Genomic DNA, 16186 nt, shown 5'->3' with positions numbered 1-16186 from the left:
CCCCTCTCGGGGGGCGGCGGGGGGCGGGGAGGTTGGCGCGGGGGGTGGGGCACGGACCACGGGGGGGCGGCCCCGCGCCCGGGGGGGGGGCCCGTCTCCGGCGTCTCCGTACGGCAAGCGCTGCCCCATATGATCGCTTTTCATGGGAGAAGTCCGCTTGTCTGCCGAAGCAGCACCCCGGAGCACCGCCCCCCGGGGCAGCACCGCCCGTTCACGGCGCAGCGCCGCGTTCGCCGTCTGGTACCTGCGCGTCGTCACGTTCATCAACTTCCTGAGCGCCGTCTGGGTCTCGTTCGGGCAGGACCTGCGCCGCCACAACGAGGACAACTACTTCACCCCGTACATGCTCACCGCGGGCTTCGCCTCGGGGGTCTTCACCCTCTTCCTGGCCATCACCATGCGGCGCCGCAAGCGGGCCGCGTGGATCCTCAACATGGTGCTCGGCGGGCTCTTCCTGCTGCTCTTCGCCCTCGTGATGCTCTTCCCCGAGATCCGGCAGCACGCCCAGAACTGGATCTCGCTGATCCTCACCGCCGCGTTCGTGCTCGCGCTGCTGCTCGGACGCAGGGAGTTCTACGCGAAGGGCGACCGCTCCAACCCGAAGCTCGCGGCGGGGGTGGCCGTCGGCGGGCTGCTCGTCACCTCGCTGCTCGCCGCGGTCCTGGTGACCGTCACCAACGAGTCCACCGGCCACTCCACCTTCCTGGAGCGCTGGAAGTACGGTCTGATGCGGCTGGTCACGCTGGCCTCCGACGACTCGGGCTTCACCGGCATCCACACCCCCGGCTGGGTCGACGTCACCATCAACGTCCTGTCCACGCTGCTGCTCTTCGCGGTGCTCTTCGCCGCCTTCCGCTCCCGGCGGGCCGTCGACCCGCTGACCGAGGAGGACGAGGAGCGGCTGCGGGTCCTCCTCGACAAGCAGGGCGACCGCGACTCGCTGGGCTACTTCGCGCTGCGGCGCGAGAAGAGCGTGGTGTGGTCGCCGAGCGAGAAGGCGGCCATCGCCTACCGGGTGGTCGGCGGCGTCTCGCTCGCCTCGGGCGACCCGATCGGGGACCCCGAGGCGTGGCCCGGAGCGATCGAGCCCTGGCTCGCCGAGGCGCGCGAGCATGGCTGGATCCCCGCGGTGATGGGCGCGAGCGAGGAGGCCGGGGTCATCTACGCCCGGCACGGTCTGGACGCCCTGGAGCTGGGCGACGAGGCGATCGTGGAGACCGACGAGTTCACCCTGGACGGGCGGGCCATGCGGACGGTCCGGCAGGCCTTCAACCGGGTCAAGCGGGCCGGGTACGAGGTCCGGATCAGGCGCCACGAGGACATCCCCGCGGACGAGATGGCGGAGCTGCTCCGCAAGGCGGACGACTGGCGCGACGGAGCCACCGAGCGCGGTTTCTCGATGGCGCTGGGCCGGCTCGGCGACCCCCGGGACGGCCGCTGCGTGATGCTGGAGTGCACGGACGAGCGGGGTGAGCTGCGCGCCGTGCTGTCGTTCGTGCCCTGGGGGCCGAAGGGGCTCTCGCTGGACCTGATGCGCCGCGACCGGGACTCGGAGAACGGCCTGATGGAGTTCATGGTCATCGAACTCCTGCAGCGCGCCAAGGAGATCGGGATCACTCAGGTCTCGCTCAACTTCGCGATGTTCCGCTCCGTCTTCGAACGTGGCTCGAAGCTCGGGGCGGGACCCGTGCTGCGCATGTGGCGTTCGCTGCTCAGCTTCTTCTCCCGCTGGTGGCAGATCGAGTCGCTGTACCGCGCCAACGCCAAGTACCGACCGATCTGGGAGCCCCGATTCATGCTCTTCGAGAAGAGTGCGGACCTGCTGCGCATCGGCCTCGCCGCCGGGCGGGCCGAGGGCTTCCTGGAGGCCCCGGGACTGCCGAAGTGGCTGCACCGCAGGCACCTGGAGAGCAGCCGTTGAGACACGCCGTCAGGGAGTTCGCCCGCCGGGAGTGGGGGCCGCTGTTCACCGCGGTGCGGACGGCCCTCGTCACCAGGAGGTGGAGGGCGGTCCCGATGACACTGGCCGCCGTCTGCCTCACCGCCCTGTTCCAGCTCGTGCAGAACCGGGACTGGGGCTATCAGCCGGTCCAGGACATCGGTTCGGTACGGGCCGAGGACCCGCTGTGGCTCGCGCTGCTGCGGACCCCGCTCTCGCTGTTCGTGCCCGCGCTCGACCTGCCCGTGTGGGGCGCCCTCGCGCAGGTCCTGCTGGTGTTCGGGATCGCCGAGATCTGCCTCGGCCGGTGGCGGACGCTGGGCGTCGCCTTTCTGGCCACCCTGGCCGGCACGCTCTACGCGCGCGTGGGCATCGCGCTCGGCCCCGACAGCCCCTTCGGGCTGCCGGCCTCCGACGCGCGGGTCGTCGACACGGGCCCTTCGGCCGCGGTGGTGGGCCTCGCGGTCTACGTCTGCTGGCGCTACCGGGCGTACTGGACGGGCGGGCTCGTGGTCGTGGCGATGGTCGTCGAGGTGATGATCAAGGCGAACCTGGCGGGCAAGGAGCACCTCGCGGCGATCGCCGCCGTCCTCGTCCTGATCGCGGTCGAGTCGGTGCGCGGGCGCCGTCAGGACGGCGGCGTCGAGCCGCGCCCGGGCACCCGCTCCTGGAAGCCGCCGATCAGGTCCTGAAAGCGGCGCCGCACCTTGGTCCAGCGCCGGTCGTGGCGGTAGGTACGGATCCGGGAGCGGGCCCTGGCGCGGTGGCGGCGCCGGTAGAACTTCCGGGACCACCAGGAGCCGGGGCGGGCCAGGCGGACGGCGCCGACGACCGCCACGAAGGGGACGAAGGCGCCGAACACGGCCATCCGGAACTTCCCCTTCACCAGCGTGACCAGGATGAGGCCGAAGTTCAGCACGAGGGTCAGGATGAAGTTGACCCGGTCCTGCTGTTCCTCGGAGGTCATGTCGTTGACGCCCAGCGGCGAGAAGCCGCTGAGCGTCAGCCCGACGAGGGCCGTGGTGAGCACGACCACCTCGACGCTCTTGCGGCCGTCCTCCGACCAGTACACGTCGTCGAGATGGAGGATGAGCGCGAACTCGTCCAGGACGAGCCCCGCGCCGATCCCGAAGACGACCGCGAAGACCGCCGCCCCGAGACCGTGCCGGTCGCTGGCCACCGCGCCGAAGCCGCCGAGGACCGTGAGGACCACGCCGGGCACGACGTGATGGATGTGGACTCCCCCCGAGGAGACGTTCTTGAAGGGGCCCTTCCCCGCCCGGATGAGCCGGGTGATGGTGCGGGTGACCAGGAATGTCAGGACGAAGGAGGTCAGAGCGAGCAGCGTCGGGAGCTTGCCCGGCTCGACGATGTTCCGGGAGAACCAGTGACCCATGCCACCCCGATCCGATATGCGCGGTATGCGCAATCTACCGTCCGGAGGCGCCGATTACCCTGCCCGGATGGACGGCCTGCGTTTCGCCTTCGGGACCCTCACCGTGTTCCCCGCCCGCATCACCCGCTGGGACCGGGACGCGGCGCGCGCCGGCATGCTCTCGGCCCCGCTCGCGGGCCTGGTCGTCGGCGTCTGCTCCGCCGCGGCCGGCGGCGCGCTCCTGCTGCTCGGCTCGGGCCCGCTGCTCGCGGCCGTCGCCACCACCGCCGTCCCCGCGCTGCTCACCCGGGGCCTCCACCTCGACGGCCTCGCGGACACCGCCGACGGCCTCGGCAGCGCCAAGCCGGCCGAGGACGCGCTGCGGATCATGAAGCAGTCGGACATCGGGCCGTTCGGCGTCATCGCCCTCGTCCTCGTCCTGTTCGCCCAGGTCGCCGCGTTGTACCGGCTGTACGGGGAGGGCTGGGCGCACGGCGTGATCGCCGCCGTCCTGGCCGCCACCGTGGCCCGTCTCGCCCTCACCCACGCGTCCCGCCAGGGAGTCCCGGCGGCCCGCCCCGAGGGGCTCGGGGCGATCGTCGCGGAGACGGTCCCGACCCGGTCCGCGACCCTGACGACCGCCCTGTTCCTGTTCTTCTGCGCCGCCCTGGGCCTTCTCCTCTCCTCGTACGACGCCGTCCGCAACGTCCTGGCGGCCGGTGCGGGGCTCGGTGCGGCGGCGCTGCTGCTGCGCCGGTGCGTGCGGCGGTTCGGCGGGGTGACGGGCGACGTGTTCGGCGCGGTCGAGGAGACGGCCGCGACGGTGGCGCTGGTCGCGCTGACCCTGGGCTGACGGGGTCAGCAGGGCTGCCGCCACGCGTCCAGCTCGTAGCGCTTCCGCAGGGAGCTGAGGCGCAGCTTCTTCGCCTGCGGGCAGAACTCCGCCGTCGGCAGCTCGTACTCGACGTGGAAGACGGCCTTGCCCGCCGCCGTGAACGGCGCGAGGCGGCCGCACTCGTCGTACTGGGCGCACTGCTCGTTGACCGCGAAGTCGAAGTCCGGGAGCAGCTGCGGGATCTGGTCCAGGTCGTTCTTGAGGCCGACCGCGAGGCCCCGGTCGTGGGCCATGGACGCGATGAGCCGGTTGTAGCGGAGCTGGTCGGCGGCGGTGAGGGGGAACCCGGTGCGGTTCCGGTAGCCGTCCATGTTGTCGGGTTCGACGGCGTCGAAGCCCTTGTCCCGGCACATGTCGAGGCGCTCCGCCATGAGCGGGCCGAGGACGTCGGTGCGGCGGATGTCGAGCCACTTCTCGCCCTTCCAGCCGTTGCCCTCGCCGAGGAGCGCCTTCGGGAAGCCTCCGGCGTCGGGGCGGAAGTCCTCCCAGGCGCCGGTGGACAGGTAGCAGATGACCTTGCGGCCGCGGCGGTGGAGGTCGGCGACGGCCGACGCCGGGTGGTCGAAGCCGTCGATGTCGTACACCGGGACGTCGACGGCGGGATCCAGCCGGCCGCTGAGCTGCCACTGCCAGCCGAGGCCGGGCGCCGGGCGCCAGCGGTCCCCGCTGCGCTTCGGGTCCGGGCCGGGGGCCGCCGTGCAGGCCGTGGCGAGCAGGAGCAGCACCACGAGGAGCGGCAGCGGTCGTCTCATCGGGCGGGCTCCAGGAGGTGCGGAAGGGTGCCCCAGGGATGGGCGCCCGTGCCGGGGACGGCGCAGTGCACCGGGGTGGCCGGGCGGACGCCGGGCGGGGCGGCGTAGACGAGGTGGCAGTAGTGGGCGGCGACCGGCAGGTCGAGCGTCCGGTACGTGTCCCAGGGGCCCTCGAAGGTGACGAGGAGGTCGGCCTGGGCCTCGTAGCCGGGGTCCGGGTGGGCGCCGTGGTTGAAGACGAGGGTGGCGGCCCCTGCGGCTCGGGCGGCCACCGCGATGCGGCGGTAGTGGGCGAGGGCGGCGGGCTCGGTCGCCACCTGGTCCAGGAAGGCGCCGTCCGCGCCGTACCAGTCGCGGTGCCGGACCAGTTCGGCGACGACCTCGGCGTGCGGGCGGCGGCCGTAGGCGGTGTCCACGTAGCCGAGGACGCGCACCCCGGCCGCCCGCAGGCGCCCGGCGGCCCCGGCGAACGCCGGGTCGGGCGCCGGGCCGGCGCCGCTCGCCGGGTTGAGGACGACGCCGTACAGCGCGGGCGCCGCGTCGACGAGCGCCGACCAGGCCTCGGGCTGTTCGGCCGGGTGCTCGTAGTACGGCACCAGGAGGGAAGGGGCGGTCATGACACCTCTAGGCACGGTGGGCGGTCGGTCGTACCAGTAGGACACAGGTCAGGGCGGCGAGCACCACCGCCGCTCCCCCGGCGGCCACCGGGCCCGCCACAGGTTCCACGGACTGGGCCGCCGCCGCGAGGAGGCAGACGGTGGCGGCGCTGAGCACCGCGCCGAAGGCCTGCAGCAGCAGCCCGAGCCAGAGCACGGTCCCGGTAAGGAGCAGGGTGACCAGGCGCGGGAGCGTCGGCCACGGCGCGTCCGGCCAGGCCAGGGTCGCGGCGAGGGCGAGGGCGAGGAGCACGGTGAGGTAGCCGCCGAGGCAGAGGACGAGGGTTCCGGTGACCGCCCGGCGGAACTCGCGGGCGGTGGTGAGGGTCCGCAGCCGGGTCAGGCTGCCGTCCCGGAAGCGGTGGAGCAGCCATTCGGCGGGCCCCATGGAGAGGGTGAGCGCGACGACCGCCCCCGCCCCGCTCACCGTCGTGTCGCCCACGCCGGCCCGGAGGACGAGCAGGCCGCTGCCGAGGCCGAAGAGGCCGTACGGGAGGGAGGCGGCGCGCGGGGGTCCGCCGCGGCCTGCCGCTTCCCGGCGGGCGCCCGGGCGCAGGACGAGCGCGGCGAGGCCGACGGACGCGGCGAGGGAGGCGAGGAGCAGGGCGGCTCGCAGGGCGTCCGGCAGGTCCCAGCGGAAGGCGGGGACGGCGCCGGTGAGCGGCAGCAGGGCGCAGAGCAGGGCCCGTTCGCGGCCGAGGACCAGGAGCACGGTCGCGGCGGCGAGGTAGAGCGACTGTCCGGCGGCGAAGACGGCGGCCGGGGTCTCGCCGGGCCCGGCGGTCGCGAGGGCGACGGCCGTCCCGGCGAGGGCGCCGGCCGGGGCGCCGGTGAGCAGGGCGCGGGCGGCGGCGGGCCGGTCGCCGAGCCCGAGCCAGGTGTGGGCCCGGTGGGAGAGGGCCTGGTTCCACACCCAGCCGGTGACGGCACCGGCGAGCAGCGGGACGGTTCCGGCGGGGAGCCCGAACCGGCCGTGCGCGCCGGCGAGCAGGGGTGCGGCGAGGACGTACGCGAGGCCGGGCAGGGCGAAGACGAGTCCGCGCAGCAGACAGCCGGCGAGCTCGCCGTACCAGGCGCCGGCGGGCGGGGCGGCCGGTTCGGGGTGGCGCCGCTCCACGCGCGCGTAGAGGTCCTCGGCGAGGGAGAAGGAGTCGGCGCGGCCGTAGGTGAGCCGGATGTGCTCGTCGTTCATGCCGTCGGACTCGAGGATCGCGGCGATCTCGTCGGGGTGCACGGCGACGGCGACGAACCCGTCGAGCCGCCGGGCGAGTTCGTCGACGGGATCGGCGGCGAGGCCGTCGTCGGGGGGCGGGGGTGCGGGGCGTTCCGCGGGGCCGGTCCGGCGCGGGCGCGGGATCGCCGGGAGCGGGGTCCCCGCCTTCGGGGGTTTCAGCCAGAGGGAGCCGCTCATGCCGGGGTGCCTCCCGTGACGAGGGCCGGGGAGGTGCGGCGGGGGGACGGGATCCTGAGGCGGAGGGGTTCCTGGGGCGGCGCGACCGGGTCCGCCGGGCGGGCGCCGGCCAGTTCGCGGTAGATCCGCCGGAAGCCGTCGACCGAGCGGTGCAGGGTGAACTCGTCGATGACCCGTTGCCGGGCGCGGCGGCCGAGTTCGGCGCGGCGGGCCCCGTCGTGGAGGAGGGCGGAGACCGCGGCGGCCATGACGGCCGGTTCGCGGGGCGGGACGACGATCCCGGTGTCGCCGACGGCCTCCCGTACGCCTCCGACGTCGGTGGAGACGGTGGCGCGGCCGCAGGACATGGCCTCGATGAGGGAGAAGGGGAAGCCCTCGCTGATGGAGGAGAGCATGACGACGCTGCCGGCCGCGTAGGCCGCGGGGACGTCGCTGATCCGGCCCTCGAAGGAGACGCCGTCGGTCACGCCGAGTTCGGCGGCGAGCTTCTCCAGGCGGGTCAGGTAGTCCTCGTTGCCGGCCGGGACCGGTCCGAACAACCGGAGTCTGAGCGCGGGGAGTTCGGCCCGGCAGATCGCGTACGCCCGGATCAGGGTCTCCAGGTCCTTGATGGGGTCGACGCGGCCGCACCAGCTGAGGGTGGGGGTCTCGGGTTCGGGCCCGGCCTCGGGGAAGAGGGCCGGGTCGACGCCGTTGTAGACGGTGCGGATGCGGTCGGCGGGTGCGCCGCCGCGCTCCTCCCAGCGCCGGTTGTACTGGTTGCAGGGGGTGATGAGGTCGGCCTTGCGGTAGCCGAGGGTGTTGAGCTCGCGGTAGAAGCCGAGCATGAGGGCCTTGACGGGCCAGCGTTGGGCTTCGGTGCGGTAGCCGAGGTAGCGCTCGCGGAGGTAGATGCCGTGTTCGGTGAGCAGGAAGGGCACCCCTTCGAAGTGCTGCGCGGCGAGCGCGGGCAGCGTGGCGAGGCCGCTGGAGACGGCGTGCGCCACACCGCCGGTGGATATGCGGGCGGCGAGCGGACGCAGCGCGTGTTCCAGCAGGTCGGTGGCGGTGAGCGCGTCGTGGACGGTGGGCCGGGCCGCGAGCGTCGGCAGGTGCGGCATGGTCCAGATCCACATCAGGGAGCGCAGGGCCGGCTCGGAGCGGAGCGCGGCGGTCAGCCGTCCCTGCCGGGCGAGTCCGGCGAGTTCGTAGAGGCCGGTCCCGAAGTCGCAGCCCGCGTCGGGGTCGAGGAGGGCGAGCAGGACGCGTTCGTACGCGTCGAGGAAGCGGCGGCGTTCACGCCCCCGCAGGGGCCGGCGGACGGCCGGGCCCTGCGGGGGTCCCCAGAGGGGGTACGCCGTGTGCCGGGTGACGTTGGACGGCAGCTCCCAGGTGACGGGCTCGCGGCCGCTGCCGGTGAGCGCGAGGATCTCGAAGTCGACCTCGGGCATGCCGCGGACGAGCTGGTCGCACCAGGTGCTGACGCCGCCGTGGACATGCGGATAGGTGCCTTCGGTGAGCATGGTGACGTGACGGCCACTGCTCGGCATGAGTGTGTTCCCCCCAGAACGTGCAGGTCAGGCGGTCGGGAGCGTGAGGGTGACGGTGGTCTGCAGCAGTTCGGGCGTGGTCCAGGCGGAGCGGCTGCCGGCGTAGGCGGTGCCGAAGGCGGTGGTGCCGAGCAGGAGGTTCTTGCGGGTGCCCTCGGGGGCCGTGACGGGCACGGTGACGCCCGAGGGCGCCTTGACGGTGACCGTGGTGCCGATGCGGTAGGCGGTGACCTTTCCGGTGGTGACGGCCTGGTCCCAGGCGGCGCGGCGGTCGAGTTCGGTGCCGACGTCCCGCTGGGCCGGGTTCACCAGGGGCGCGTTCGCCGCGAACAGGGCCCGGTAGTCGGCGAGTACGCGGTTGAGGACGGGGTAGAGCAGCCGCTCCTCGGCCAGGTTGGACTGGTGCACGTAGTGCGGCCGGGGATCGTTGCCCAGGACGTGGGAGAGGGCGGTGCGGGCCTCCTGCGGCACGATGTGGTCGGCGTAGCCCGTGGCCGTGGGGAGCGGGGCGGGCAGGCAGGTGGAGGCCGGGTTGGACTCGCAGATCCCGCTGCCGCCGTCGGCGCGGGAGGTGTAGATCCAGTTGTACTCGTCGGCCATCTCGGCGGCGGTGCCCACGTTGTAGTAGACGTTCATCGGGTGGCGGGGCACCGTCTTCGCGGCGCCGGTGCCGACGGCGCGCTGCTGCGGTTCGCGGGAGTTGTCGCTCGCGGTCCACTGCACTCCGTTGTCGGCGAGGGCTCCGGCGAGGTGGGGATTGTCGGCGGGCTGCTGGGGCAGGGTCCTCAGGCCGGAGTGCTCGCCGGTGACGAGTTCGGAGCGGTCGACGGAGATGCCCTTGCGGACGGCCCAGTTGTGGTTGTCGCGGATCTGGCCGGAGAGCTCGGAGCGGCCGACCCACAGGGTCTTGCCGGCGGTGTCCGTGGCGCACCGCCAGGGGACGACGCTGTTGTCCTGGACGCAGCCGAGGAAGGGGTGGGTGTAGGTGTGGTTGATCCACCGGTACTGGGCGCGGTCGGCGACGAGCCGGTCGGTGAGCGGGTCGGTGCCGCCGTGTTCGGTCTTCCACTGCTCGCCCTGGCCGCCGTTGTAGACCATGTCGAGGGTGAAGCCGGAGGACTTCTGCCAGGCGGCGGCGTACTGGGCGTCGGCGGCCGTCATGCGGATCGGGGCGACGCCCTCGCCGTCGTCGCCGACGCAGTCGAAGTCGCCGGGGGTGCAGTCGAGCGCGGGGTCCCAGCGGGCGTCGGGGGCGAAGACGTCGTCGACGTGGACGGAGAGGTAGTTGCGGCTCTGACCGAGGTGGACGCCCTGGGTGAGCCAGTCGACGATGCCGCGGGCGAGCGCCCGGAACTGCCGCTGGTACGCGTTGTAGGCGAAGGTGACGACGAGTTCGCGGCGCCCGTCGGCGGCGTACTCGCCGACGAGGCTGGCCCGGCCGCCGCCGGCGGCGGGCACGTCGAGGTAGCTGGTGTAGCCGGCGCGGGGGCGGCCCGCGTAGCCGTAACTCTCGGCGATCGAGGGGTCGTTGTCCTCGAAGGTGAGCGCCCCGGCGAGGTACCGGAAGGGGCCCGTGCGCCCGGCGGCGGTGACGCCCGCCGTGACGCCGTCGAGGACGCCGGACCAGCCGCCCTGGTCGGTGTAGTCGAGGCCGACGCCGGGGTGCGACCACGTGTAGGCGTCGACCTGCGGGATCCCGAAGGTCCGCTCGTACGTGTGGAGGGCAGCGGCTTCGGCGGAGTCGGGGCCGAAGGCGCTCTCGTGGGGCAGGACGACGCCCTGGTACCTGGCGCGGGGCCGCCCGTCGACGGTGTCGCTGAGGAAGGCCGTGTCGAGGACCGGCCGGTTCGGGTCGTTCAGGTCGATCCTGCGGTACGGGACGCCGGAGCCCTTGAGCTCGGCGGCGATCGCCCCGACCGCGCTGCCGCCGTCGTCGACGACCAGGACGGTGAGGTCCACGCGGGGTGCCGTCGCGGCGACCGCCTGCGCGGACGGGACGACGGTGGCGAGCAGCGCGGCGGCGGCGAGGGCGGCGATCCTGCCCGTACGGGACGCGGTGCGGCCGCCGGCGGCGGTGCGGGGCGTGCTTCTGGGCGTACGGATTCGGCCGGAGTCCATGGCTGGTGTCCCCCCTCGACGGGCGCCGCCCGAACCGGCGGGACCCGTGGAGATGTCGCAGATGAGGCGAAGGACGGTGTGTCGTCCTTGCGTGAATGAGGCGAGTGTGGCCGGGCGACGGAGGCCGGAAGGGTAAACATGAAAGAGACACCACGGATGAGTGAATCAGCGCCGCCGTGAGCGAACCGGGTGAGCGAGCGTAGGCTCGTTCTCGGCGCTCTCCGGGCCGAAATACGATGCGGCGGGCACGGTCGGCCCATCCCTCGACCGCCACAGAACTCAATGGAAGCGAGATTTCACCACCGTGACTGCTCTCACTCTCAGCACTGCCGGCGCGGCGACGCTGCGCGCCGACGCCCTCGTCGTCGGCGTCGCGAAGTCCGGGAAGACGCTCGTCGTCGCCCCGGGCGCCGAGGCCGTCGACAAGGCCTTCGACGGCCGGCTCGCCGCCGTCCTGGAGACGCTGGGCGCCTCGGGTGCCGAAGGTGAGGCGACGAAGCTGCCCTCCCCCGCCGGTCTCAAGGCCCCCGTCGTCCTGGCCGTCGGCCTCGGCGCGGCCCCCGAGGACGGCGAGTCCTTCGACGCGGAGACCCTGCGCCGCGCCGCCGGCACCGCCGCCCGCACCCTGACCGGCTCGAAGAAGGCCGCCTTCGCGCTGCCGATCCTCGCCGCCGAGGATGCCGCCGCCATCGCGGAGGGCGCCCTGCTCGGCGCGTACGCGTACACCGCGTACCAGGAGAACGCCGACGCGAAGAAGCCCCTCGCCGAGGTGGCCCTGCTCGGCGCCAAGCCGCGCGACAAGGCCTACAAGGCCGCCGCCGAGCGCGCCCAGGCCGTCGCGGAGGAGATCAACCGCGCCCGCGACCTGATCAACCAGCCGCCGAACGACCTGACCCCGGCCGCGTTCGCCGCCGCCGCCCAGGCCGCCGGCAAGGAGCACGGCCTCAAGGTCCAGGTCCTCGACGAGAAGGCGCTCACCAAGGGCGGCTACGGCGGCATCCTCGGCGTCGGCGTCGGCTCCGTGAACCCGCCGCGCCTGGTCCGGATCGCCTACACCCACCCGAAGGCGGAGAAGACCCTCGCCCTGGTCGGCAAGGGCATCACCTACGACTCGGGCGGCATCTCCCTGAAGCCGGCCGGCCACAACGAGACGATGAAGTGCGACATGAGCGGCGCCGCCGCCGTGTTCTCCTCCGTCGTCGCCGCGGCCCGCCTCGGCCTCGAGGTCAACGTCACGGGCTGGCTCGCCCTCGCGGAGAACATGCCGTCCGGCTCCGCCACCCGCCCGGGTGACGTCCTGCGCATGTACAGCGGCAAGACCGTCGAGGTCCTGAACACCGACGCCGAGGGCCGGCTCGTCCTCGCCGACGCGCTGACCAGGGCCTCCGAGGAGCACCCCGACGCGATCGTCGACGTGGCGACCCTGACCGGCGCCATGGTCCTGGCGCTGGGCAACCGCACCTTCGGCATCATGGCCAACGACGACGACTACCGGACCGCGATCCACGAGATCGCGGGCGAGGTCGGCGAGCAGTCGTGGCCGATGCCGCTCCCCGCGGACCTGCGCAAGGGCATGGACTCCCCCACCGCCGACATCGCCAACATGGGCGAGCGGATGGGCGGCGGCCTGGTCGCCGGTCTCTTCCTGCAGGAGTTCGTGGGCGAGGGCATCACCTGGGCCCACCTGGACATCGCGGGCCCGGCCTTCCACGAGGGCGGCCCGTACGGCTACACCCCGAAGGGCGGCACCGGCTCCTCGGTCCGCACCCTGGTGAAGCTGGCCGAGCGCACGGCGGCCGGCGAGCTCTGAGCACGGCGGGCGTGACGGAAGGCCCCGGAGCTCCGGCTCCGGGGCCTTCCCCCGTTCCGCCCGGCCCGGTGCGCCCGCCGCTGTTCGCTCGCGACGAAATCCGCAGGTTCGTACGCTCTCGTGACCCCGCCGGACGGACGATCGGCCGTCTCAGAGCACGGCCCCGCGTCCCGTCGTCCGTCAACAAGTGCGAAGATGGGTTCTCGGCAGGACAGGGCCCCCACCACAGGGCCGAAATAAAGCGGCCGGACACCAGCCGCCGCCAGGTCGTCGACGACCGGCGACGAGCGCACATGCATGGAGGACGTGACGTGGCGAACGACGCCAGCACCGTTTTCGACCTAGTGATTCTCGGCGGCGGTAGCGGCGGTTACGCCGCGGCGCTGCGCGGAGCGCAGCTGGGCCTGGACGTCGCACTGATCGAGAAGAACAAGCTCGGCGGCACCTGCCTGCACAACGGCTGCATCCCGACGAAGGCCCTGCTCCACGCCGGCGAGGTCGCCGACCAGGCGCGCGAGGCGGAGCAGTTCGGTGTCAAGGCCTCTTTCGAGGGCATCGACATCAAGGCCGTGCACAAGTACAAGGACGACGTGATCTCCGGCCTGTACAAGGGCCTGCAGGGTCTCGTCGCCTCCCGCAAGGTGACGTACATCGAGGGCACCGGCCACCTGTCCTCCCCGACCTCCGTCGACGTGGACGGCCGTCGCGTCGAGGGTCGTCACGTCCTTCTGGCCACCGGTTCCGTGCCGAAGTCCCTGCCCGGCCTGGAGATCGACGGCAACCGGATCATCTCCTCGGACCACGCGCTGACCCTGGACCGCGTCCCGGAGTCCGCGATCATCCTGGGCGGCGGCGTCATCGGCGTCGAGTTCGCCTCGGCGTGGAAGTCCTTCGGCACCGACGTCACGGTCATCGAGGGCCTGAAGCACCTGGTCCCGGTCGAGGACGAGAACAGCTCGAAGCTTCTTGAGCGCGCGTTCCGCAAGCGCGGCATCAAGTTCAACCTCGGCACCTTCTTCCAGTCCGCCGAGTACACCGACAGCGGCGTCAAGGTCACGCTGGCCGACGGCAAGACCTTCGAGGCCGAGGTCCTCCTGGTCGCCATCGGCCGCGGCCCGGTCTCCGCCGGTCTCGGTTACGAGGAGCAGGGCGTCGCCATGGACCGCGGCTACGTCCTGGTCGACGAGTACATGCGCACCAACGTGCCGACGATCTCGGCCGTGGGCGACCTCGTCCCGACGCTCCAGCTCGCGCACGTCGGCTTCGCCGAGGGCATCCTCGTCGCGGAGCGCCTGGCCGGTCTGAAGACCGTCCCGATCGACTACGACGGTGTGCCCCGGGTGACGTACTGCCACCCCGAGGTCGCCTCCGTCGGCATCACCGAGGCGAAGGCCAAGGAGATCTACGGCGCGGACAAGGTCGTCGCCCTGAAGTACAACCTCGCGGGCAACGGCAAGAGCAAGATCCTCAAGACCGCGGGCGAGATCAAGCTCGTCCAGGTCAAGGACGGTGCCGTGGTCGGCGTCCACATGGTCGGTGACCGCATGGGCGAGCAGGTCGGCGAAGCTCAGCTGATCTACAACTGGGAGGCGCTGCCGGCCGAGGTCGCGCAGCTCATCCACGCCCACCCGACGCAGAACGAGGCCCTCGGCGAGGCCCACCTGGCCCTCGCCGGCAAGCCTCTGCACTCCCACGACTGACGCTCACGTCATCACAGGGCGCGACGACCACTTTCCGCAATTCGTTAGGAGCAACTGAAACCATGTCGGTTTCCGTAACCCTGCCGGCGCTCGGCGAGAGCGTCACCGAGGGCACCGTCACCCGCTGGCTCAAGGCCGAGGGTGAGCGTGTCGAGGCCGACGAGCCGCTGCTCGAGGTCTCGACCGACAAGGTCGACACCGAGATCCCCGCCCCCGCCTCGGGCATCCTGGCCTCCATCAAGGTCGCCGAGGACGAGACGGTCGAGGTGGGCGCCGAGCTCGCCATCATCGACGACGGCACCGGCGCCCCCGCCGCTGCCCCGGCCCCGGCCGCCGAGCCGGCCGCCGCCCCCGCCGAGGCTCCCGCCGCCCCGGCCCCGGCCCCCGTGGCCGAGGCCCCGGCCGCTCCGGCCCCGGCCGCCGAGGCTCCCGCCGCGGCTCCGGCCGCCGGTGCCGCCCAGGGCACCGACGTCGTCCTGCCGGCGCTCGGCGAGTCCGTCACCGAGGGCACCGTGACCCGCTGGCTGAAGTCGGTCGGCGAGACCGTCGAGGCCGACGAGCCGCTGCTCGAGGTCTCCACGGACAAGGTCGACACCGAGATCCCCGCCCCCGCCTCCGGCGTTCTCCTGGAGATCGTCGTCGCCGAGGACGAGACCGCCGAGGTCGGCGCCAAGCTGGCCGTCATCGGTGCCGCGGGTGCCGCTCCGGCCGCCGCCCCGGCCGCCCCGGCTCCGGCTCCGGCCGCCGCCGCTCCGGCCCCGGTGGCCCCGGCCGCTCCGGCTCCGGCTCCGGCCCCCGCGCCGGCCGCCCCGGCTCCGGCCGCCGCCCCGGCTCCGGCCGCCGCTCCGGCTCCGGCCGCCGCGGCCCCGTCCATCGCCCCGGCCGTGGTCACCCCGGTCCCGTCCACCCCCGCGGCCGCCCCGGCGGCCCCGGCGGAGGACGGCGCCTACGTGACCCCGCTGGTCCGCAAGCTCGCCACCGAGAACGGTGTCGACCTGGCGTCCGTCAAGGGCTCCGGCGTCGGCGGCCGCATCCGCAAGCAGGACGTCCTCGCGGCCGCCGAGGCCAAGAAGGCCGCCGCTGCCGCTCCCGTCGCCGCCCCGGCCGCCGCCGCGCCGAAGGCCCCCTCCCTGGAGGCCTCCCCGCTGCGTGGCCAGACGGTCAAGATGACCCGCATGCGCAAGGTCATCGGCGACAACATGATGAAGGCGCTGCACGGCCAGGCCCAGCTGTCCTCGGTCGTCGAGGTCGACATCACCAAGCTGATGAAGCTGCGCGGCCGTGCCAAGGACGCGTTCGCCGCCCGTGAGGGCGTCAAGCTCTCCCCGATGCCGTTCTTCGTGAAGGCGGCGGCCCAGGCGCTGAAGGCCCACCCGGTCATCAACGCCCGGATCAACGAGGACGAGGGCACCATCACGTACTTCGACTCGGAGAACATCGGCATCGCCGTGGACTCCGAGAAGGGTCTGATGACGCCGGTCATCAAGGGTGCGGGCGACCTGAACATCGCCGGCATCTCCAAGGCCACGGCCGAGCTGGCCGGCAAGGTCCGCGCCAGCAAGATCACGCCGGACGAGCTGTCCGGTGCGACCTTCACCATCAGCAACACCGGCTCGCGCGGTGCGCTGTTCGACACGATCATCGTGCCGCCGAACCAGGTCGCCATCCTGGGCATCGGTGCCACGGTCAAGCGTCCGGCCGTCATCGAGACCGCCGAGGGCACCGTCATCGGCGTCCGCGACATGACCTACCTGACGCTGTCGTACGACCACCGCCTGGTGGACGGCGCCGACGCCGCCCGCTACCTGACCGCCGTCAAGGCGATCCTGGAGGCCGGCGAGTTCGAGGTCGACCTCGGTCTGTAAGGCACGGTCGCCGGAAGGCAACGTAACGAGCCTCACCAGCGGGGGGGGGGGGGGGGCGGGGGGGGGGGGGGTGGGGGGGGGGGGGCGGGGGGGTGGGTGTGGTGGGGTGTGTCTGGGTCTGGCGGGCGGTGTCTGT

The 16186-nt window shown here is 73.1% G+C and carries 12 protein-coding genes; 6 read left to right on the top strand and 6 right to left on the bottom strand.

What is annotated here, in order from left to right:
• Nucleotides 1-142 precede the first annotated feature (142 nt).
• A complete protein-coding gene (locus ACFV2S_RS22445; protein WP_385561847.1) occupies nucleotides 143-1921 on the top strand; it encodes a phosphatidylglycerol lysyltransferase domain-containing protein in 1779 nt (592 codons plus the stop codon).
• Complete coding sequence (locus ACFV2S_RS22440) at nucleotides 1918-2631, top strand: hypothetical protein (protein WP_385561844.1); 714 nt, start codon at nucleotides 1918-1920, stop codon at nucleotides 2629-2631. Before ACFV2S_RS22445 ends, ACFV2S_RS22440 begins: the two co-directional genes overlap by 4 nt.
• Here the strand turns inward: ACFV2S_RS22440 and ACFV2S_RS22435 are convergent.
• Complete coding sequence (locus tag ACFV2S_RS22435; RefSeq protein WP_385561841.1) at nucleotides 2568-3335, bottom strand: hypothetical protein; 768 nt, start codon at nucleotides 3333-3335, stop codon at nucleotides 2568-2570. The two genes, ACFV2S_RS22440 and ACFV2S_RS22435, sit on opposite strands and share 64 nt — an antisense overlap.
• 67 nt (nucleotides 3336-3402) lie before the next feature.
• Between ACFV2S_RS22435 and cobS the strand changes: the two genes are divergently transcribed.
• Complete coding sequence (gene cobS / locus ACFV2S_RS22430) at nucleotides 3403-4167, top strand: adenosylcobinamide-GDP ribazoletransferase (protein WP_385561838.1); 765 nt, start codon at nucleotides 3403-3405, stop codon at nucleotides 4165-4167.
• A gap of 5 nt (nucleotides 4168-4172) precedes the next feature.
• On the opposite strand, the gene ACFV2S_RS22425 is transcribed toward cobS, so the two are convergent.
• From ACFV2S_RS22425 to ACFV2S_RS22405, 5 genes are read right to left on the bottom strand one after another with little or no spacing between them, the layout of a single operon-like run.
• On the bottom strand, nucleotides 4173-4961 hold the full coding sequence (locus ACFV2S_RS22425; protein WP_385561835.1) for an endo alpha-1,4 polygalactosaminidase: 789 nt from the start codon (nucleotides 4959-4961) through the stop codon (nucleotides 4173-4175).
• On the bottom strand, nucleotides 4958-5578 hold the full coding sequence (locus tag ACFV2S_RS22420; protein WP_385561832.1) for a spherulation-specific family 4 protein: 621 nt from the start codon (nucleotides 5576-5578) through the stop codon (nucleotides 4958-4960). The genes ACFV2S_RS22425 and ACFV2S_RS22420 overlap by 4 nt, the downstream gene beginning before the upstream one ends.
• Nucleotides 5579-5585: 7 nt before the next feature.
• On the bottom strand, nucleotides 5586-7028 hold the full coding sequence (locus ACFV2S_RS22415; protein WP_385561829.1) for a hypothetical protein: 1443 nt from the start codon (nucleotides 7026-7028) through the stop codon (nucleotides 5586-5588).
• Nucleotides 7025-8557 (bottom strand): GT4 family glycosyltransferase PelF, encoded by a 1533-nt coding sequence (pelF, locus tag ACFV2S_RS22410; RefSeq protein WP_385561826.1) that lies wholly within the window; start codon nucleotides 8555-8557, stop codon nucleotides 7025-7027. The genes ACFV2S_RS22415 and pelF overlap by 4 nt, the downstream gene beginning before the upstream one ends.
• 27 nt (nucleotides 8558-8584) lie before the next feature.
• Nucleotides 8585-10675, bottom strand: a complete 2091-nt coding sequence (locus ACFV2S_RS22405; protein ID WP_385561823.1) for a hypothetical protein — start codon at nucleotides 10673-10675, stop codon at nucleotides 8585-8587.
• 304 nt (nucleotides 10676-10979) lie between these two features.
• Here ACFV2S_RS22405 and ACFV2S_RS22400 point away from each other — a divergent pair, with 304 nt between their 5' ends.
• The 3 genes from ACFV2S_RS22400 (at nucleotide 10980) to sucB (ending at nucleotide 16050) form a co-directional block, all read left to right on the top strand.
• Entirely contained in the window at nucleotides 10980-12485 is a 1506-nt protein-coding gene (locus ACFV2S_RS22400) for a leucyl aminopeptidase (RefSeq protein WP_385561821.1), read from the top strand.
• Nucleotides 12486-12796: 311 nt separating this feature from the next.
• The gene (gene lpdA / locus ACFV2S_RS22395; protein ID WP_041128866.1) at nucleotides 12797-14185 is read left to right on the top strand and encodes a dihydrolipoyl dehydrogenase; all 1389 of its coding nucleotides are present in this window, start codon (nucleotides 12797-12799) and stop codon (nucleotides 14183-14185) included.
• Nucleotides 14186-14247: 62 nt separating this feature from the next.
• The gene (gene sucB / locus ACFV2S_RS22390) at nucleotides 14248-16050 is read left to right on the top strand and encodes a 2-oxoglutarate dehydrogenase, E2 component, dihydrolipoamide succinyltransferase (protein ID WP_385561818.1); all 1803 of its coding nucleotides are present in this window, start codon (nucleotides 14248-14250) and stop codon (nucleotides 16048-16050) included.
• Nucleotides 16051-16186: the final 136 nt, after the last annotated feature.

The organism is Streptomyces sp. NPDC059695 (genome assembly GCF_042733785.1).
Taxonomy (GTDB): Bacteria; Actinomycetota; Actinomycetes; order Streptomycetales; family Streptomycetaceae; genus Streptomyces.
Note: the sequence above shows the minus strand (reverse complement) of the source record. Positions and strands in the feature narration are given on the sequence as shown.